The sequence below is a fragment of the Rhizobium anhuiense bv. trifolii genome (assembly GCF_024346605.1).
Lineage (GTDB): Bacteria > Pseudomonadota > Alphaproteobacteria > Rhizobiales > Rhizobiaceae > Rhizobium > Rhizobium anhuiense.
Genome location: NZ_CP098801.1, coordinates 854217 through 873023 on the forward strand (window position 1 = coordinate 854217; position 18807 = coordinate 873023).

General features: G+C 62.6%; 14 protein-coding genes. 9 read left to right on the top strand and 5 right to left on the bottom strand.

Translation table 11 applies throughout. The features are described 5' to 3' along the window. Positions 1 to 76: 76 nt before the first annotated feature. The 5 genes from NE851_RS04110 (at position 77) to NE851_RS04130 (ending at position 4900) form a co-directional block, all read left to right on the top strand. Positions 77 to 1279, top strand: a complete 1203-nt coding sequence (locus tag NE851_RS04110) for an MFS transporter (protein ID WP_063476071.1) — start codon at positions 77 to 79, stop codon at positions 1277 to 1279. Positions 1280 to 1453: 174 nt separating this feature from the next. Continuing rightward, positions 1454 to 2014, top strand: a complete 561-nt coding sequence (gene msuE / locus NE851_RS04115) for an FMN reductase (RefSeq protein ID WP_097622773.1) — start codon at positions 1454 to 1456, stop codon at positions 2012 to 2014. 243 nt (positions 2015 to 2257) lie between these two features. Further along, positions 2258 to 3091: a MetQ/NlpA family lipoprotein gene (locus NE851_RS04120; RefSeq protein WP_097622774.1), complete on the top strand. Its 834-nt coding sequence runs from the start codon at positions 2258 to 2260 to the stop codon at positions 3089 to 3091. Positions 3092 to 3180: 89 nt separating this feature from the next. Further along, the gene (locus NE851_RS04125) at positions 3181 to 4266 is read left to right on the top strand and encodes a methionine ABC transporter ATP-binding protein (RefSeq protein ID WP_097622775.1); all 1086 of its coding nucleotides are present in this window, start codon (positions 3181 to 3183) and stop codon (positions 4264 to 4266) included. Then, on the top strand, positions 4247 to 4900 hold the full coding sequence (locus NE851_RS04130; protein ID WP_097544047.1) for a methionine ABC transporter permease: 654 nt from the start codon (positions 4247 to 4249) through the stop codon (positions 4898 to 4900). Before NE851_RS04125 ends, NE851_RS04130 begins: the two co-directional genes overlap by 20 nt. On the opposite strand, the gene NE851_RS04135 is transcribed toward NE851_RS04130, so the two are convergent. Then, positions 4901 to 6259, bottom strand: coding sequence for an LLM class flavin-dependent oxidoreductase (locus NE851_RS04135; protein ID WP_097594818.1), 1359 nt, complete (start codon positions 6257 to 6259; stop codon positions 4901 to 4903). A 233-nt stretch (positions 6260 to 6492) separates the two neighbouring features. Between NE851_RS04135 and scpA the strand changes: the two genes are divergently transcribed. Next, a complete protein-coding gene (scpA, locus tag NE851_RS04140) occupies positions 6493 to 8631 on the top strand; it encodes a methylmalonyl-CoA mutase (RefSeq protein ID WP_097630961.1) in 2139 nt (712 codons plus the stop codon). 1 nt (position 8632) lies between these two features. On the opposite strand, the gene NE851_RS04145 is transcribed toward scpA, so the two are convergent. Continuing rightward, on the bottom strand, positions 8633 to 9793 hold the full coding sequence (locus NE851_RS04145) for a fumarylacetoacetate hydrolase family protein (RefSeq protein ID WP_097630960.1): 1161 nt from the start codon (positions 9791 to 9793) through the stop codon (positions 8633 to 8635). Positions 9794 to 10159: 366 nt separating this feature from the next. Here NE851_RS04145 and NE851_RS04150 point away from each other — a divergent pair, with 366 nt between their 5' ends. The 3 genes from NE851_RS04150 to NE851_RS04160 are packed head-to-tail and all read left to right on the top strand — an operon-like array spanning position 10160 to position 12707. Further along, positions 10160 to 11170, top strand: coding sequence for a Gfo/Idh/MocA family protein (locus NE851_RS04150; protein ID WP_097622778.1), 1011 nt, complete (start codon positions 10160 to 10162; stop codon positions 11168 to 11170). A 10-nt stretch (positions 11171 to 11180) separates the two neighbouring features. Then, the gene (locus NE851_RS04155) at positions 11181 to 12278 is read left to right on the top strand and encodes a Gfo/Idh/MocA family protein (protein ID WP_047613058.1); all 1098 of its coding nucleotides are present in this window, start codon (positions 11181 to 11183) and stop codon (positions 12276 to 12278) included. A gap of 18 nt (positions 12279 to 12296) precedes the next feature. Continuing rightward, complete coding sequence (locus tag NE851_RS04160; protein ID WP_047613059.1) at positions 12297 to 12707, top strand: VOC family protein; 411 nt, start codon at positions 12297 to 12299, stop codon at positions 12705 to 12707. 97 nt (positions 12708 to 12804) lie between these two features. On the opposite strand, the gene atzF is transcribed toward NE851_RS04160, so the two are convergent. From atzF to NE851_RS04175, 3 genes are read right to left on the bottom strand one after another with little or no spacing between them, the layout of a single operon-like run. Continuing rightward, positions 12805 to 14604, bottom strand: coding sequence for an allophanate hydrolase (atzF, locus tag NE851_RS04165; protein ID WP_097630958.1), 1800 nt, complete (start codon positions 14602 to 14604; stop codon positions 12805 to 12807). Between the two features lies 1 nt (position 14605). Continuing rightward, positions 14606 to 18145, bottom strand: coding sequence for an urea carboxylase (gene uca / locus NE851_RS04170; protein WP_183844812.1), 3540 nt, complete (start codon positions 18143 to 18145; stop codon positions 14606 to 14608). 3 nt (positions 18146 to 18148) lie between these two features. Continuing rightward, complete coding sequence (locus NE851_RS04175) at positions 18149 to 18799, bottom strand: urea amidolyase associated protein UAAP2 (protein WP_063476078.1); 651 nt, start codon at positions 18797 to 18799, stop codon at positions 18149 to 18151. Between the last annotated feature and the right edge of the window lie 8 nt (positions 18800 to 18807).

Consider the following 18807-nt stretch of genomic DNA (forward strand, 5'->3'; position numbering starts at 1 on the left):
CCCAGCCCCGATCGCCTAAAATCCATCGAAAAAAGACGCGGCACGGCACCGACCGGCCTGTGCAGGAGGAATATTGATGGCAACGGTTGCCGAAGGCGCGCCCCGTTTCGAAAAAACAACGATGTCTATCCTCATGGCGGTCAGCTTCTGCCACATGCTGAACGACATCATGCAATCGCTGCTCGCCTCGCTCTATCCGCTGTTCAAGGCGAATTACGATCTCGATTTTGTGCAGATCGGCCTCCTCACCATGACGTTCCAGGTCACCGCTTCGCTGTTGCAGCCGCTGGTCGGCATTGTCACCGACCGCTGGCCGATGCCCTATTCGCTGCCGGTCGGCATGGCGAGCACCTTCTGCGGCCTCATCCTGCTCGGCAACGCCGGCAGTTTCGCGCTGCTGCTGGTTGCCGCAAGCCTGATCGGGTTTGGCTCAGCCGTCTTCCATCCGGAATCCTCGCGCGTCGCCCGTCTGGCCTCCGGCGGTCGCCACGGTTTCGCGCAGTCCTTCTTCCAGGTCGGCGGCAATGCCGGCCAGGCGATCGGTCCACTGCTCGCCGCCTTCATCGTGCTGCCGCTTGGGCAACACAGCGTCTCCTGGTTTGCCGCCATCGCCATGGTCGGCATGGTCGTGCTGAGCTGGGTGGGCAACTGGTACATGAGCCACCGACGTCAGAATGCCAGCAAACCGGCGGTGAGCCGGGCCCTGCCGCTGCCGCAGAACAGGGTCGTCTGGGCGCTGCTGATCCTCGTGCTGCTGACGGCGACGAAGAATGTCTACATGGCGAGCGTGTCGAGCTACTTTACCTTCTATGTCATCGACAAGTTCGAGCTCAGCGTGCAGCAGGCACAGCTGATGCTCTTCCTGTTCCTCGGCTCGGTCGCCGTCGGCACATTCCTCGGTGGGCCGATCGGCGATCGCTTCGGTGCGCGGTTCGTCATCTGGTTCTCGATCCTGGGCGTCATTCCCTTCGCGCTCCTGCTTCCTTATGCGAATCTCCTCTGGACGGGCGTGCTCAGCATCGTCATCGGCCTGATCTTCGCTTCGGCCTTCTCGGCGATCGTCGTCTTCGCGCAGGAACTGGTGCCCGGGCGCGTCGGACTGATTGCCGGCGTCTTCTTCGGCTTCGCCTTCGGGGCAGGGGGACTTGGTGCAGCATTGCTCGGCGATTTCGCTGATACCCACGGCATCGATTTCGTCTACCGGATCTGCTCCTACCTGCCGCTGCTCGGTCTCCTGACGGTCTTCCTTCCGCGCATACCCAAGCAGAAATCGGCCTAGAGTATTCCGGCTCGACGCATCATGCGGTTCACACGTCGCTATCGCGACAGGCACGAACGTATTTTTCTCCTCATATGGGGAAGAGGGATCACCATTCCTTTAATCCACTATTTTTATAGATAATATTCGTTGGAGAATGACATCGGTTTCGGCACGATATTGGAAGGAAATGGCATGTCTGCTCACAAACTGGTCGGCCTTGCGGGTAGCTTCAACCGCCCCTCGAAGACCTTCGCGCTCGTCGAAAACGTTGCTGGCCTCGCCGGCGAGAAATACGGCTTCGACAACACCATCTACGACCTGACCGATGTCGGCCCCTCGCTTGGCCAGGCGCTGCGGCGTGGCGATCTCGACAGTCGCGCCAAGGAGGTCATCGACGACATCGTCAATGCCGACGTGCTGGTGATCGGAGCGCCAACGTACAAGGGCAGCTATCCCGGCCTCTTCAAGCATCTGATCGACCTGATCGACCCGCATGAGCTGCGCGCCAAGCCGATCATCATCACTGCGACCGGCGGCGGCGATCGGCATGCGCTGATGGTCGAGCACCAGCTCCGTCCGCTCTTCGGTTTCTTCATGTCTCACACGCTGCCGACCGCCGTTTACGCGTCCGACCGCGACTTCACCGATTACCGTGTCTCATCCGAGCCGCTTTCCAAGCGGATCGGGGAGGTTATCGGTGAGCTCTCGGCCTTCTTTCCCAGCCGGAATCAGGCGCTTATCGCCGCCGAATGAAGAGTTAGGGATAGGCTTGAAACGGCGCCGCGGAGGCGCCGTTTTCGTTTTTGGGCCACCCTTCTCACGTCGTCATAATCCACAAATTTGATGGAAATTTATCCTGCCGATACCAATGGCAGGGCAAGAGTTTTTCCGACCCTTCCTCCACATCGGACAATCGTGCTTCGCTACCGATCCGCGCATTTGCCATGATCGGCCTGGTCGGGGCGTATGGCCTCACTCAGTCAGACGGGATATAAAATGACCAAGAATAAAAATCTTCACGACTTCCACCTTTCGCGCCGGGCGGCTCTTGTCGCCGTTTCCGCTGCCGCGCTCTTCACCTTTGCAGCACCAGCTCCTTCCTTTGCCGAGGACAAGTCGATCAGGGTCGGCATCATGGCCGGCGAGGATGAAGACGTCTGGCGCGTCGTCACCAGCGAGGCGGCCAAGAAAGGCCTGAAGATCGAGACGATCACCTTCAACGATTATACGCAGCCGAATGAGGCGCTGGAGCGCGGCGAAATCGACGCCAACGCCTTTCAGCACCAGCCCTATCTCGACAACCAGATCAAGCAGCACGGCTACCACATCGCTCGTGTCGGTTATACCGGCGTCTGGCCGATCGGCCTCTACACCAAGAAGTACAAGTCCGTCGCCGAGATCCCGGAAGGTGCCGTCATCGGCGTGCCGAACGATCCCTCCAACGAAGGCCGCGCTTTGCGCGTTCTCCAGAACGAAGGCCTGATCAAGCTGAAGGACGGCACCGGCATTCTCGCAACTGTCGCCGACGTCACCGACAATCCGAAGAAGATCGAAATCAAGGAACTCGACGCGGGTATCGTCGGCCGCTCGATCGACGACCTGGATGCCGGTGTCGTCAATACCGACTGGGCGCTGAAGAGCGGCCTTTCGCCGGCCGAGCGCATTGCGCAGGAGCCGATTGCCGACAATCCATATCGCAACTTCATTGCGGTCAAGGCCGACAATAAAGATGCCGAGTGGGTCAAGACGCTTGTCTCTTCCTATCAGAACGAGACCGTCAAGGCCGAGTTCGACAAGGTTTACAAGGGAACGGGTCTCAGCGCCTACTGATCCGAAGCGGGGCGGGGGTTAAGCCCTGCCGAGAGGCGGTCCAGGCGTTCCTTGCCCGGGCCGCCTTCGGTGTTTGTAAGGAAAAGCACATGAATTCCTTTGTTTCCACCACGGCGATCGAGACACAGCCGCAAGCGGCGGCCGAAGACGTGGTGAGGCTTACCAATGTGAAGCGGCGGTTCGGAACCACGGCAGCACTCGACGGTATTTCGCTGACGGTGAAGAGAGGTGAGATCCTCGGCATCATCGGCCGCAGCGGCGCCGGCAAATCGACGCTGATCCGTTGCCTCAACGGCCTGGAGCGCGCCGATAGCGGCGAGATTCTCATCGAAGGCCGAGATATCACCGGACTTTCAGAACAGGAACTGCAGCCGCTGCGCCGCCGCATCGGCATGATCTTCCAGCATTTCAACCTGCTTTCCGCCAAGACCGTCGAGGAAAATGTCGCGCTACCGCTGAAGATCGAGGGCGTTGCAAAGAACGAGCGCTTGAAACGGGCGCATGAGCTGCTCGATCTGGTCGGGCTTGCCGACAAGGCGAAAGCCTATCCCTCATCGCTCTCCGGCGGGCAGAAACAACGCGTCGGCATCGCTCGGGCGCTTGCGGCCCGCCCGGCACTGCTTTTGTCCGACGAGGCGACGTCGGCACTCGATCCGGAAACGACCCGGTCGATCCTGGCGCTGTTGAGGGATATCAACCGTAAGCTCGGGCTGACCATTCTGCTGATCACGCATGAGATGGAAGTGGTGCGCGGCATTGCCGATCGCGTCGCAGTCATCGACGCCGGGCGGATCGTGGAGGAAGGGCAGGTCTGGTCGGTCTTCGCCAACCCGCAGGCTGACATCACCGGGAGCCTGCTCGGCGGTATCCGCCCGCAGCTTCCGGATCACATCGCCGGTCGGCTGTCGGCAACGACGGGGAGCGAGGCGATCCTCAGCGTCGATCTCGCCGGGCCGCAGGCGCAGGGCGCGCTGTTTGCCGAACTCTCGGCGGCGCTGCCGCATTCCTTCCGCCTCGTCCATGGCGGCATCGACCACATCCAGAACCAGCCGGTGGCACGGTTCTTCATCGCCGTTCCCATGCGCGACCCCGCGCTTGCCGGAAAGGTCGAACAATTCCTGACGGCCCGGTCCGCCCGGGTGGAGGTGCTTGGTTATGACACCGATCATGGTTGAACTGCTTCTTCGCTCCCTTTGGGAGACGGTCCTGATGACCGTCGCCTCGGGAGTGATCTCGCTCGTCGCCGGCCTGCCGCTCGGCCTTGCCCTGGTGGCGACGGCGCGCGGCGGCATCGCCGAAAATCTGTGGATCAATCGCGTGCTCGGTGGGATCATCAACGGCTTCCGCTCGGTGCCCTTCATCATCCTGCTGGTGGCGCTGATCCCGCTGACGCGGCTGATCGTCGGCACGGCGCTCGGCACCTGGGCGGCCATCGTGCCGCTCGCCATCGCCGCAACGCCCTATTACGCCCGTATCGCCGAAGTGTCGTTGCGCGAGGTCGACCGCGGGCTGATCGATGCCGTCCGCGCCATGGGCGGCAATCGCTGGACGATCATCCGTGAGGTGCTGGTGCCCGAAGCTTTGCCGGGCATCGTCGCCGGCTTCACCGTCACGCTGGTGACGCTGATCGGCGCCTCGGCGATGGCGGGCGCGATCGGCGCCGGCGGTCTCGGCGATCTCGCCATCCGCTATGGCTATCAGCGCTTCGAAACCAATGTGATGATCGCGGTGGTGGCCGTCCTCATCGTCCTCGTCTGCGGCATTCAGTGGCTGGGCGACCGGCTGGTCGCCAAGCTGGACCATCGATAGTCAGTGCCGGAACTGGGCGGCGGGATGCGCGGCGGGCAACCTGCCGTCCCCGCCGCCGAAAAGCTTCTGCCGCAAAGGTCCTTCCACGTAGTCCGCCTTGAAGAGACCGCGCTCCTGCAGCACCGGCACCACCAGGTCGACGAAATCGCGCAGGCTTTCCGGCGCCACGGTCCGCGCCAGATTGAAGCCGTCTATGCCGCCCTCCTCGATCCATGCCTCGAGATGATCGGCGATCTGCTCGGGCGAGCCCACCACCGGCTTCATCCGGCTGCCGAGTATCATCTGGTCGATGATGTCGCGCAGCGTCACCGGCTTCGCCGCCTGTTTGGTGATGGCCGCAAGCGCCGACTGATTGGCGTTCGTCGAGCTTTGGTCGATGACGTCATCCAGCCCATATTTCGAAAAATCGATGCCGACGGAGGCGGAGTAATGCGCAAGCGAGGCCTCGACGCTCGCATGGCGGCGATACTCCTCCAGCCTGTCCCGTGCTTCCTTCTCCGTCCGCCCGACGACAACAGTGATCAGGCTCAGGATCTTCAGTGCGTCGGCGCCGCGGCCGAATTCCTCGGCCTTCGCCCGCAGCGCATCCACCGTCGGCCGCATCGCCCTGGGGTTCGAGCCGGCGAGGAAGACGCATTCGGCGTGCCGGGCGGCAAAGTCCTGGCCGCGTGCGGAGGCGCCGGCCTGGAAGAGCAGGGGCGTGCGCTGTGGAGAAGGTTCGGAGAGATGGATGCCCTCCATCCGGTAATATTGACCGTCATGACGGACAGTGCGCACTTTGGAGGGATCGGCATAGATGCCGCCCACCTTGTCGCGCAGCACCGCATCGTCATCCCAGCTGCCTTCCCAGAGCTTGTAGACGATCTCGAGATATTCCTCGGCTGCGTCGTAACGCGCGTCATGTTCCGGCAGCCTGTCGAAACCCATGCTGCGGGCAGCACTATCGAGATAACCGGTGACGATGTTCCAGCCGATCCGCCCCTTGGTCAGATGATCGAGCGTCGACATGCGCCGCGCCAGCAGAAAGGGCGGCTCATAGGTGGTATTGACGGTGACGCCAAAACCCAAATGTTTGGTGACATAGGCCATCGCCGAAATCGGGATGAGCGGATCATTGACCGGGATCTGCGCCGCCGTCGTGATCACCGGCGCCGGGCTTCCTCTGAAGATGTCATAGACGCCGACGATATCGGCAAGGAAGATGCCGTCCAGCTTGCCGCGTTCGGCGGTCTTGGCAAACTCCGTCCAATAGTCGAGATCGGTATAATGCGCTGAGCCGTCGCGCGGATGCGTCCACAGGCCGTGGTTGATATGCCCGACGCAGTTCATGTCAAAGGCATAGATCTGCATGGTCTTCATGAGGCGGGTCCCAAAACCGGCAATAGAAATCAAGGATTTGCCGCATTAATTATCCTAGAGCGTGATGCCGAAAAGTGCGTGCGGTTTTCGGACGACATCATGCTCTAACTATATAATGTAGAACAGGATTCAGATTTTAGGCCGGCTCGGCCCAAAATCATCCTGTTCGGGCTCTATCGCACGAAGAGCCTGTGAAATGGTAGGGTTGGGATGAAAAAAGCCGGAGGAAACGCATGACGAAGAAGACGCTGTCGGATTGGGCGGAGCTTGCGCAAAAGGATCTGCGCGCTTCACCTGAAACGCTGACCTGGCAGACGCCGGAAGGCATTGCCGTCAAGCCGCTCTATACGGCCGAGGATCTGGACGGTGCCGAGCATCTCGGCTCGCTTCCCGGTTTTTCGCCTTTCACCCGCGGCCCACGCGCGACGATGTATGCCGGCCGGCCATGGACGATCCGCCAATATGCCGGCTTCTCGACGGCGGAGGAATCGAACGCCTTCTATCGCCGCAATCTGGCAGCCGGCCAGAAGGGCCTGTCGGTCGCCTTCGATCTTGCCACCCATCGCGGTTACGACAGCGACCATCCCCGCGTCGAGGGCGATGTCGGCAAGGCAGGTGTGGCAATCGACAGCGTCGAGGACATGAAAATCCTGTTCGACGGCATTCCGCTCGGCGAAATGTCGGTGTCGATGACCATGAACGGCGCCGTCATCCCGATCCTCGCCGCCTTCATCGTGGCTGGCGAGGAGCAGGGCGTTTCGCGGGCCGAGCTCTCGGGGACCATTCAGAACGACATCCTCAAGGAGTTCATGGTCCGCAACACCTATATCTATCCGCCAGAACCCTCGATGCGGATCGTTGCCGACATCATCGAATATACCGCAAGGGAGATGCCGAAGTTCAATTCGATCTCGATCTCCGGCTATCACATGCAGGAGGCCGGCGCGACGCTCACGCAGGAACTCGCCTTCACGCTTGCCGATGGCCGCGAATATGTCAGGGCGGCGATCGCCAAGGGCCTCAATGTCGACGATTTCGCCGGAAGGCTCTCCTTCTTCTTTGCGATCGGCATGAATTTCTTCATGGAGGCGGCCAAACTTCGCGCCGCCCGGCTGCTCTGGACCCGCATCATGGAAGAGTTCCAGCCGAAGAAGACTTCCTCGCTGATGCTGCGCACCCATTGCCAGACGTCGGGCGTCTCGCTGCAGGAACAGGACCCCTATAACAACATCATCCGCACCGCCTTCGAGGCGATGTCGGCCGTGCTCGGCGGCACGCAGTCGCTGCACACCAATTCCTTCGACGAGGCGATCGCGCTGCCGACGGAGTTTTCCGCCCGCATTGCCCGCAACACGCAGCTCATCCTCCAGCATGAGACCGGCGTCACCAAGGTCGTCGATCCGCTCGCCGGCTCCTATTACGTCGAAAGCCTGACGAAGGAGCTTGCCGACAAGGCCTGGGCGCTGATCGAGGAGGTGGAAGCGCTCGGCGGCATGACCAAGGCCGTCAATGACGGCCTGCCGAAACGGCTGATCGAGGAAGCGGCCGCGCGCCGGCAAGCGGCCGTCGACAAGGGCGAGGAGGTCATCGTCGGCGTCAACCGCTACAGGCTCGACAACGAACAGCCGATCGACATTCTGGAGATCGACAACAGTGCGGTGCGCATCGCACAGATCAGGCGGATCGAGGAAACCAAACGGCGCCGCGATGGCGGGGCCGTGCGCCAGACGCTGGCCGCGCTGGCGGAGATCGCCCGGACCAGCAAGGGCAACCTGCTGGAAGCCGCCATCGAGGCGGCCCGGGCTCGTGCCACGGTCGGCGAGATATCGGATGCCATGCGCGATGCCTTCGGCGATCATGCCGCGATCCCTAATGTCATCAAAGGCGTCTACGGCGAGGCCTATAGCAACGAGCCGGAACTCGCCGTCTTGAGGACCCGCATGACTGAGGTGACGGAAGCGATGGGCCGCCGGCCGAAAATCATGGTCGCCAAGCTCGGTCAGGACGGGCACGATCGGGGCGCCAAGGTGATCGCCTCGGCCTTCGGTGACATCGGCTTCGATGTGCTCGCCGGTCCCCTGTTCCAGACCCCTGACGAAGCCGCCAGCGTCGCGCTCAGCGAAAAGGTCAATGTCGTCGGCGTCTCGTCATTGGCGGCCGGTCACAGGACGCTGCTGCCGCAGCTGATCGACAGGCTGAGGGAAAAGGGCGGTGGCGATATCATCGTCGTCTGCGGCGGCGTCATCCCGCGGCAGGACTATGACTTCCTGCACGAACACGGCGTTGCAGCCGTGTTCGGGCCCGGCACGAACGTTCTCGAGGCGGCAAACTCCGTTCTCGACCTTTTAGAGGGCAAGCGGCGAAACCAGTAGCTTACAGCAATCCACGCTTTGCGAGATTACTCATCAGCGCCGAAATGCCGAAGGTCCAAGGCGGGCATTCGGTGGAGAGCCGAACGGTGTTGACGAGCGCGCCGAGCCCTGCCGAGGAAATCTCGACGACATCGCCGATCTTGTGGGTGAAGCCCTGCTTCGGCGCCTCGCGATCCTGCGTCGGTGCAAACAACGTGCCAAGAAAGAGCATAAAGCCGTCGGGATATTGGTGATGCGCGCCGACCGTCTGTTTGACGAGATCGGTCGGATCGCGGCTGATCTGCGACATCGAACTCTTGCCGCGCAGCACGAAGCCGTCCCGGCCGGTGACCTTCAGATCGAGTTCGGCCTTGCGAACATCATCCAGGCTGTAGCCGGCATCGAACAGGCGGATGAAAGGACCGATCGAGCAGGAGGCATTGTTGTCCTTGGCTTTACCGAGCAACAGTGCCGAGCGGCCCTCGACGTCGCGCAGATTGACGTCGTTGCCGAGCGTCGCGCCCTTGATTTCGCCGCGGCTATTGACCGCGAGCACGATTTCCGGCTCCGGATTGTTCCAGGTCGAGATCGGATGCAGGCCGACCTCCGCACCCCAGCCGACGGAGGAAAGCACCGGGGCCTTGGTGAAGACTTCGGCATCCGGCCCGATGCCGACTTCGAGATATTGCGACCACATGCCCTCGTCGATCAGCGCCTGCTTGACCTTGGCAGCCTCCGGCGAACCCGCCTTCAGATTGGTGAGGCTGCCGCCGATCAGCGTGCTGACACGTTCGCGGATGGCGGCGGCACGTTCCGGATTGCCGGCAGCCTTCTCCTCGATGACGCGCTCGATCATCGACTGGGCGAAGGTGACGCCGCAGGCCTTGACGGCCTGCAGGTCGACGGGCGCCAGGAGATAGGGACGCGCTTCGTCCGGCTTGCCGGTGCTGTTGGCGACGATCTGCTCCACTGAACCGACCGCCTTGCCACTTGCGGCGCGGACGAAGCCGGCGGCGTCCTGCCGCTCGAAGAGAGCGCTCAGCGTCGGCGCCTCGCGCGAGGTGATGTCGACCAGCACGCCCTCGCGTGATGTCACAATGCTCGGTCCGGCAACGTCGGGATTCCAGACGCGGCCGACGAAAAGACCATCCGAAGCGGCGACATCGAGAAGAGCTTGAGACATGGTGATCTTCCGTCAAGGTGAGCGAGAAGCGCTCTTTTGAGAATTGTGGGGTGTTGCCGCCCTCCGACCCGGCGACTGCCGAAATCGATCACATTCATGAAGGCGGGGCAAGATGCACTGGGGAAAAAGACTTTTGCCTGATCGGCTCAAGCCGCGGTATTTCTCGTAAATCCAATCGCTAAAGCCCGCAAAATAACTATTTAGATACAAAATACATATTTTATTTCAAATAGTTAACTACATGGTGCGGCGATTTTTCCCCTCATCTCGCCTTGACAGGAGCCGGCTTTCGTTATCTGTTTTGCCCGACATGGAGGCTGCTGGCGTCAGCCGGCGCTAAGAAAATCCCGGGAGGATATTACAGCGATGTTGAGATTTGCCGTCGTCGGAATCGACCATGGGCATACGTTCGATCACGTGAAGGGTTTGCTTGCCTCTGGCGGCGAGTTCGTCGGCTATTGCCCGCAGACTTCGGTGCCGACATTGCGCGAGGCCTTCGAGAAGACCTATCCCGATGCGCCGCAGATCGACCGGGAAAAGCTGTTCGACGATCCGTCGATCGATGTCATCTGCATTTCAGCGATCCCGCGCGATCGTGCCGGGCTTGCCATCCGCGCGATGAGATCGGGCAAGGACGTGATGACCGACAAGCCCGGTGTGACGACCTTCGCCCAGCTTGAGGACGTCAAGCGCACCGTCGCCGAGACCGGCAAGATCTTCTCGATCTGCTTTTCCGAGCGCCACTGCGTGCGCTCCGCCGTCAAGGCCGGCAAGCTCGTCGCCGACGGTGCGATCGGCAAGGTCATCCAGACGCTCGGTGTCGGTCCCCACCGGCTGCAACTGCCGACGCGGCCCGACTGGTTCTTCGATCCGGAAGCCTTCGGCGGCATCATCGTCGATATCGCTTCTCACCAGGTCGACCAGTTCCTGTTCTATACCGGCTCGACCACGGGCGAGGTCATCGCCAGCTCGATCGGCAATTTCGGCATGCCCGACAAGCCGGCCTTCGAGGATTTCGGCGAGGTGCTTCTGCGTTCCGACAAGGCGGCGGGTTATGTCCGCGTCGACTGGTTCACGCCGGAGGCGCTGCCGACCTGGGGTGACGGGCGCCTGACCATTCTCGGCACCGAAGGTTATATCGAGCTGCGCAAATATATCGATATTGCCGGCCGGCCGGGTAAGGATCATCTCTTCCTGGTCAACGGCAAGGAAATGACCCATATCGATTGCAGCGGCGAAAAGCTCGATTATTTCGACGCTTTCACCGCCGACGTCGGCAACCGCACGCAGACGGCGATGACGCAGGATCACGTTTTTGAAGTCTGCCGTCTTTCGCTCGAAGCCCAGACGAAAGCCGCGCGGATCGGCGCTCGCTGAGGAGGATATCATGACCAGGAAATTGCGCGTCGGTGTCATCGGCGCAGGCATCGCTGCGCGGCATCTGGCCGGCTTCGGCTGGAACAAGGAGCTTTTCGAGGTTCCTGTGCTCTGCTCGCTCGACGAGGAGCGCGGCCGGGCGCTGTGCGAGGAGTACGGCATTGCTGAATACACCCAGGATGCCGATTCGCTGTTTGCCCGTGACGATCTCGACATCATCGACATTTCGACGCCGCCGAGCTCGCATTTCGAACTCTGCCGCAAGGGCATCGAATCCGGCAAGCACGTGATCTGTGAGAAGCCGCTTTTCGGCTCGATTGCCGAGGTCGACGAGATGGGCCGCATCCTTGCTCGGTTCCCCGGCAGGAAGCTGATGCCGATCTTCCAGTACCGCTACGGCTCCGGCCTGCAGAAGCTGAAGCTACTGATCGAGCGCGGTCTTGCCGGCAAACCGTTCCTGACGACGATCGAAACCCATTGGTGGCGCGGCCCGGATTATTATGCCGTGCCATGGCGCGGCAAATGGGCAAGCGAACTCGGTGGCGGTCTTCTTGGTCACGCCATCCACGCGCATGATATGCTGAATTATGTCCATGGCCCCTGCGCCGAAGTGTTTTCCTATGGCGCGACACTGGTCAATCCGATCGAGGTCGAGGACACGGCAGCCCTTTCGGTGAAGATGCAGAACGGCTCGCTGGCGACGCTGTCGATGACGCTGGGTTCGCGCAAGGAGATCTCGCGGCTGCGCTTCTGCTTCAACGACCTCGTCGCCGAAAGCATCATCGAACCCTATACGATGGGCCGTGATCCGTGGACGTTCGTCGCCGGAACGGAGGAGCATCAGGCGCGGATCGACGCGGCGCTCGCTGGCTATGTGCCAGGCGAAGATGGCTACACCCGTCAGTTCGAGCTCTTTCATAAGGCGATCGTTGAGGACAAGGAGCCGCCGGTGACGCTGCAGGATGCCCGCAATTCGCTGGAGCTGGTGACAGCCGCCTATTTCTCGCAGCGCACCGGCCGGCCGACGCCGATGCCGATCGCCGCCGATCATCCGCTCTATCGCTCCTGGCTTCCGGCGGGGGAGTGGCGCAGCGCCGCTACGGTCTGAATCGGGAAGGGCTCTCTCATGCTGAAATCCTTCGAGCATGTCGGCATGACGGTCGGCGATATGGACCGTGCTATCGATTTTTACTGCGGCCTGCTTGGCCTCAGCCTCGTGCTGCGCAAGACGATGGCGAATGGCATGCAGGTGGCGTTCCTCGATGCAGGCGGCGGCATGCTGGAGATCTTCGCGCCGCCCGGCGGCGCTTCGCGGGCGGTCGACGTGCCTGAAGATACGGCCGGCGTCCGGCACCTCACCTTCCATTTCGACAATGTCGAGGAGACCTTCGCCCGCCTTGAACAGGCGGGCGTCGAGATCAAGGAGCGGCCGCGCTTCGCCGTCCACTCCGAGATGCTGAACAAGATTGCCTTCGTTCGCGACCCCGACGGCATCATCGTCGAGCTTGCCGAACGCTCCCAGAGCCGCCAGGGTTGACGCAGGTGCTGCCGATCGCTTCGCTGCGGGCGGCCAGACCGTCCCGCAGCAGATCGATCAGGCGCCGGATGAGCTTTGCCGCCATGAAAGGCTCCCCTCAGCTCGCCAATTTGGCGCGGATATAGTTGCGCCAGCCGCCAAGCGCGGTGATTTCCTCGGCACCCTTCACCGCATGCGCTTCGCAGACGAAGCCGGAGACGCTGGAGCCATCTTCGAGCACCAGCTTGCCGATGCCGAGGGGTGCCGGAATCTTCTGGACGAACCTGCCGAAAGCATCGGCCGGCAGTGCCCAGACCTCGACCTCCAGCCCCTGACCCTTATGGCCGGGTTCGCGCAGCAGCCCCGGCTTCGGCGGCGTGGTATTGGGCAGAACGAAGAGGCGATAATCGCCTGATGTGCGGCAGGTCTTGACCAGACGCCCGCCGGCCAGTTCGTGATTGAGCGGCATGCCGGTCAGATGCGCCCCAACGACCGCGATTTCGATGAAACCGTCATCGCCAGGCGCAACACGACTGGCTTCGGGGATCGCCGCCTGCCGGTCGATGCCCATGCCGGAACCTGCGGCACGGTGCAGCGCATCGGCAAGCGGCGCCAGCGCATCGTCGGTGAAGGCAGGGGCGATCACCGTCACCCCACCTGGCAGGCCACCCTTTCCGAAACCGGCCGGAACGGCGATCGCAGCGCAATCGAGCAGGTTGACGAAATTGGTGTAGCGGCCGAGGCGACCGTTGAGCACGACGGGATTGGCCTGCATGTCGGCAACCGTATAGGTGGTCGGAGCGGTCGGCAGCAGAAGCACATCCGCCTTTTCCCATTCGGCTTCGGTCCTGCGGCGCAATTCTTCCAGCCGGTAGCGGCCGTTGAAGGCCTCGACCGCGGTCTTGCCCTTGGCGCCTTCGATAATCCCGCGCACCGTCGGGTCGAAATCGGCCGCGTTCGTGGCGAGGAAGGTCTCGACCGCCGCCAGACGTTCGGCGACCCACGGCCCGTCATAGAGAAGGGCGGCGGCCTCGCGGAATGGTGCGTAATCGAACGGCACGATGGTCGCGCCGAGCGCTCTGGCCCGCTCGATCGCCTGATCGTAGAGCGCCTCCACCTCCTTGTCGCCGAAGAATTCCCGCTCGGCGCCAGCAAGGACGCCGATGCGCAACCCCGATACCGGCAGGTTCGCCGGCTTGGCGTGGCGGGAAAAAGCATCGGCGGCATCGAAGCCTTCGGCGACCTTGCGGATCGCAACACCGTCGCCGACGGTCGCGGCAAAGATCGTGATGCAGTCGACGCTCTTGCAGGCCGGTATGGCGCCGGTATTCGGCAAGAGACCCGGGGTCGGCTTGATGCCGACCAGATTGTTGAAGGCAGCCGGCACACGGCCGGAGCCGGCCGTATCGGTGCCGAGCGCAAAGGCCGCGAGGCCGGAGGCCACGGTGACCGCCGATCCGGAACTCGAACCGCCTGAGATATAGGCCGCATCGAAGACCGAACGCGGCGCGCCATGGGGCGAGCGCGTGCCGTTGAGGCCGGTCGCGAACTGGTCGAGATTGGTCTTTCCGATGACGAGCGCGCCGGCGGCCTTCAACCGGGCAACGACGGTGGAGTCCGCCTCCGGCCGATACGCATAGGCCGGGCAGGCAGCAGTCGTCGGCAGGCCGGCGGCATCGATATTGTCTTTCACCGCGAAGGGCACGCCCCAGAGCGGCAGGCTATTTGCCTCGGGCGCACGTGCCATCAAGGCTTTGGCGGCGGCGCGCAGCTCTTCGTCGGGCACCGGGGTGATGAAGATTGCCGGATCTTTCGAGGCGGCACGCCGCGCAATCACCTCTTCGATGGCGTCGAGCGGCGTCAGGCCGGATTGATAGGCGGCGCGAAGGCTTGAGAGATCGAGAATGGTCGGCAGCATGTCAGCATTCCTCCAGAACGACGATGATATCGCCCGCTTTGACGTTTCTTCCCGGCGCGGCGCGCAGGTCGCGGACGCGGCCTGCCGCATGGGCGGTGACGTTGATTTCCATTTTCATCGATTCGATGATGGCGAGTGTATCGCCGGCCGCAACCGGGGCGCCCGGCTCGACCAGCAATTTCCAGATATTGCCGGGCACGGCGCTGGCAACTCCGAAGCAGCCGTCGGGAATATCCCCATCCGGGCTTTCGCCTGTGCCTTCATCGGTGACGAAGCTGTCGAGACCGGCGTCCTTCCAGCGCTGGCGTTCGGCCTCGAAGGCGGCCTGCTGCGTTGCCTTGAAGCGGCCGATCGACGCCGCATTCGCCTGCAATTCCTTCTCATAGGCGGCATAGGAGAATTCCGTCTCCTCGATCCGGATCGGATAACCGCCATGCGGGAAGGCGGCGCGCGCCTCCGTTAGCTCCTGATTGCTCACGGGGAAGAAACGGATCTGGTCGAAGAAATTCAGCAACCAAGGTTTGCCCCTGGCAAAAGCCGGTGTCTCCCGCCACGTGTTCCAGACCTGGATGGTGCGGCCAAAGAGCTGGTAGCCGCCCGGTCCTTCCATGCCGTAGATGCACATATAGGCGCCGCCGATGCCGACGGCATTTTCCGGCGTCCAGGTGCGGGCGGGATTATATTTCGTCGTCACGAGGCGGTGGCGCGGATCCGTCGGGGTCGCAACCGGCGCGCCGAGATAGACGTCGCCGAGACCCAGCACCAAGTAGCTGGCTTCAAAGACGATATCGCGAACGGCCTGTTCATCGGCAAGACCATTGATGCGGCGGATGAACTCGATATTCGAGGGGCACCAGGGCGCATTCGGGCGCACGAGCTCCTGATATTTGCTCATGGCAAGCTCCGCATCCGGATCGTTCCAGGAAAGCGGCAGATGCACGATGCGGCTCGGCACCGTGACCTCCTGGGCCGCCGGAAGCGTCGCCTCGATCTCGGAGAGCAGCCCGAGCAGGCGCCGGCGCGTCAACTGCGTGCCGTCATAATGGATCTGCAGCGACCGGATACCGGGGGTGAGGTCGATGACGCCGGGGAGGCGGGCCTCCACGACCGCCTGCATCAATAGATGCACCCGCAGCCGCAGCGCGATATCGAGCGTCATCGGCCCATATTCGACGAGCAGATTGTCGTCGCCCTGGCGGCGATAGACGACCGAAACCGGGCCATCCTCGCTGGCGCCGACGATCGGCGAACCTGTTTCTTCCGGGGGCCGCCGGACAGCCGGCCCGGCGATCGGGTCTTCCGGCCGTGCCAAGGCATGAAAACGGATGCGGTCGCCGGGTTTGAACTGACCCATTTTCCATTGCTCGTCTCGGGCAATCACCGCCGGGCAGACGAAGCCGCCAAGGCTCGGACCGTCAGGGCCGAGAATGATCGGCATGTCGCCGGTAAAATCGATCGCCCCGATCGCATAGGCATTGTCGTGCAGGTTGGAGGGGTGCAGCCCCGCCTCGCCGCCATCGCTACGTGCCCAATGCGGGGCCGGGCCGATCAGGCGCACCCCGGTGCGGGCGCTGTTGAAATGCACCTCGTAGGCCGTCGAAAACAGCGCCTCGATATCGCTAGCCTCGAAGAAATCGGGCGCACCATGCGGGCCATAGACGACGCCGACATCCCATTCACGCGTCAAGGCGGCGGGCTCCGTCGCAGGTCTTACCGGTTCGACCGGTGCCTGGCGCGCAAAATGCAGCACATGCCCTGTCTTCAGCGTGCCAGTGGCGTTGCCGCCGAACTGGCCGAGGCCGAAGGTCGCGCGGGAGCCGAGCACAACGGGAGCGGCAAAACCACCGGCGACGGCGAGATAGGCGCGTTGTCCCGGTCCTTCGATCGAACCGATCGACAGAACCTGACCCGCCCGGATTGTCACCGGGGCGTCATGTGGCAATTTTACGCCGTCGCATGTCATTGGCATCCGCGCGCCGGCAAGCGCGATCGTCTGGTCGGCATAAAACCGCAATGTCGGACCGGAAACGGTCAACTCCAGCGCAGCCGTCACATCGTCATTGCCGACCAGCCGGTTGGCATGGCGGAAGGAGCGCTCGTCCATCGGTCCGCTCGGCGGCACGCCGACATGCCAAAGGCCGAGCCGGCCCGGCAGTTCCTGGATGCTCGACTGTGCGCCGGGCGCGAGTACCTCGACGACATCGGGAACGAAAGCAAAATCGCGTAGTGCCGTCGTCGCCACCTTGGCGTCGGCAAGCAGTTCGGAAGCGGAGATCGCCCTGAGATAAGCGAGATTGGTCTCGATGCCGGATATCGATGTTGCGGCGAGGGCTGCCTTCAGCTTCGCGATCGCCGCCGGCCGGTCTTCCGCCGCCACGATCAGCTTGGCGAGCATCGGGTCATAGAAGGGCGTGACCTCGGTTCCCGTCTCGATCCAACCGTCGACGCGGGCATTGTTGGGGAAAACGACTTCGGTCAGCAGGCCGGCGCTTGGGCGGAAATCGGCATGCGGCATCTCCGCATAGATCCGCATCTCGATCGCCGCACCCTTCGGCGTCAGGGCCCGAGCAGCCGAGAGCACATCCTCGCCCGCCGCCTGACGGATCATCCATTCGACGAGGTCGATGCCGAAGACGGCTTCGGTGACGGGATGCTCGACCTGCAGGCGGGTATTGACCTCGAGGAAATAGAATTCCTCGCGCTGGGGATCGTAGATGAATTCGACAGTGCCGGCCGATTCGTAGGACACCGAGCGTCCCAAGTCGACCGCCGCCTTGTGCAGTCGCGCCCTTGTCTCCGCGGAAAGGCCAGGCGCAGGCGTCTCCTCGACGACCTTCTGGTTCCGCCGCTGCAGCGAGCAGTCGCGTTCGCCGAGCGCAATCACTCCGCCCTTGCCGTCGCCGAAAATCTGCACCTCGACATGGCGCGCTTCGGCAACGAAACGCTCGATATAGACCCGCGCGTCGCCGAAGCTGGCGCGCGCGGTCCGCTGCACGCTTTCGAAAGAGGCCTTGAGGCCGGCCGCATCGGTGCAGAGCTGCATGCCGATACCGCCGCCGCCCGCCGTGCTTTTCAGCATGACGGGATAACCGACGGTCTCGGCAGACGAAAGCGCCTCTTCGACGCTCTGCAAGAGATCGGTGCCGGGCAGCAGCGGCACGCCGCTCGCTTTCGCCAGCTCGCGCGCCGTGTGCTTCAGGCCGAAGGCCGACAAATGCTCCGGCCGCGGGCCGATGAAGGCGATACCTTCGGCGGCGAGCCGCTCGGCAAAGCCGATATTCTCCGACAGGAACCCATAGCCCGGATGCACGGCCTCAGCGCCCGTCGCCTTGCAGGCGGCGATGACGGCATCGACGTTCAGATAGCTTTCCCCGGCAGGCGCCGGGCCGAGGCGGACGGCCTCGTCGGCGGTCAGCGCCGGCTTCGAGAACCGGTCGGCATCGGAATAGACGGCGACCGAAGCGATGCCCATCTGCTTCAATGTGCGAATGACGCGGACGGCGATTTCGCCGCGATTGGCGATAAGGACCTTGGTGAACATCGGTCAGTCCTCGCCGTCCCAGATCAGCACCCGGATCGGCGTCGGATCGAAGCCGTTGCAGGGATTGTTGATCTGCGGGCAATTGGAGATGACGCAGAGCACGTCCATCTCGGCCACCAGTTCGACATAGTCACCTGGTGCCGAGATGCCGTCGACGATGGTCATCTCGCCGTTCGGCTTGATCGGCACGTTCATGAAGAAATTGATGTTCGGCACGATGTCGCGCTTGCTCATGCCGTGTTTGGTCACCTCGAGCACGAAATTGTCGCGGCAGGCATGCAGGTATTTCGTGCCGTGGCCGAAGCGCACGGTGTTGCTCTCGCAGGAGCAGGCGCCGGCTGATGTGTCATGGCGGCCGCAGCTGTCGGCGGTCATGACCAGCATGACGTTGCCTTCGTTCGAGATGATCTTCGTGCCGGTGCCGATATAGGCGCCACCCTGCGCCCGCATCGTATCCTGGTTGGAATAACGCTCGGCAAAATCATCGGCGCGATAAAACAGCGTGTCGATCGCCTGCTGGCCGTAGCTGTCCTCGATGCGGATGGTCTGGCCCTTGCGGATGATACCGGACCATGGCGCCTCGGCCGGAATGAAATGATCCTGCACGGCGTTTTCGAGGCTGCGCGAAGCTGAAGTCTTGATGAAATCGGTCATTACAATCC

Excerpts from the sequence above, each read along its gene's own strand:
- NE851_RS04110 (WP_063476071.1), top strand. The coding sequence starts at position 77 with ATGGCAACGGTTGCCGAAGGCGCGCCCCGTTTCGAAAAAACAACGATG.
- msuE (WP_097622773.1), top strand. The coding sequence starts at position 1,454 with ATGTCTGCTCACAAACTGGTCGGCCTTGCGGGTAGCTTCAACCGCCCC.
- NE851_RS04120 (WP_097622774.1), top strand. The coding sequence starts at position 2,258 with ATGACCAAGAATAAAAATCTTCACGACTTCCACCTTTCGCGCCGGGCG.
- NE851_RS04125 (WP_097622775.1), top strand. The coding sequence starts at position 3,181 with ATGAATTCCTTTGTTTCCACCACGGCGATCGAGACACAGCCGCAAGCG.
- NE851_RS04130 (WP_097544047.1), top strand. The coding sequence starts at position 4,247 with ATGACACCGATCATGGTTGAACTGCTTCTTCGCTCCCTTTGGGAGACG.
- NE851_RS04135 (WP_097594818.1), bottom strand. The coding sequence starts at position 6,259 with ATGAAGACCATGCAGATCTATGCCTTTGACATGAACTGCGTCGGGCAT.
- scpA (WP_097630961.1), top strand. The coding sequence starts at position 6,493 with ATGACGAAGAAGACGCTGTCGGATTGGGCGGAGCTTGCGCAAAAGGAT.
- NE851_RS04145 (WP_097630960.1), bottom strand. The coding sequence starts at position 9,793 with ATGTCTCAAGCTCTTCTCGATGTCGCCGCTTCGGATGGTCTTTTCGTC.
- NE851_RS04150 (WP_097622778.1), top strand. The coding sequence starts at position 10,160 with ATGTTGAGATTTGCCGTCGTCGGAATCGACCATGGGCATACGTTCGAT.
- NE851_RS04155 (WP_047613058.1), top strand. The coding sequence starts at position 11,181 with ATGACCAGGAAATTGCGCGTCGGTGTCATCGGCGCAGGCATCGCTGCG.
- NE851_RS04160 (WP_047613059.1), top strand. The coding sequence starts at position 12,297 with ATGCTGAAATCCTTCGAGCATGTCGGCATGACGGTCGGCGATATGGAC.
- atzF (WP_097630958.1), bottom strand. The coding sequence starts at position 14,604 with ATGCTGCCGACCATTCTCGATCTCTCAAGCCTTCGCGCCGCCTATCAA.
- uca (WP_183844812.1), bottom strand. The coding sequence starts at position 18,145 with ATGTTCACCAAGGTCCTTATCGCCAATCGCGGCGAAATCGCCGTCCGC.
- NE851_RS04175 (WP_063476078.1), bottom strand. The coding sequence starts at position 18,799 with ATGACCGATTTCATCAAGACTTCAGCTTCGCGCAGCCTCGAAAACGCC.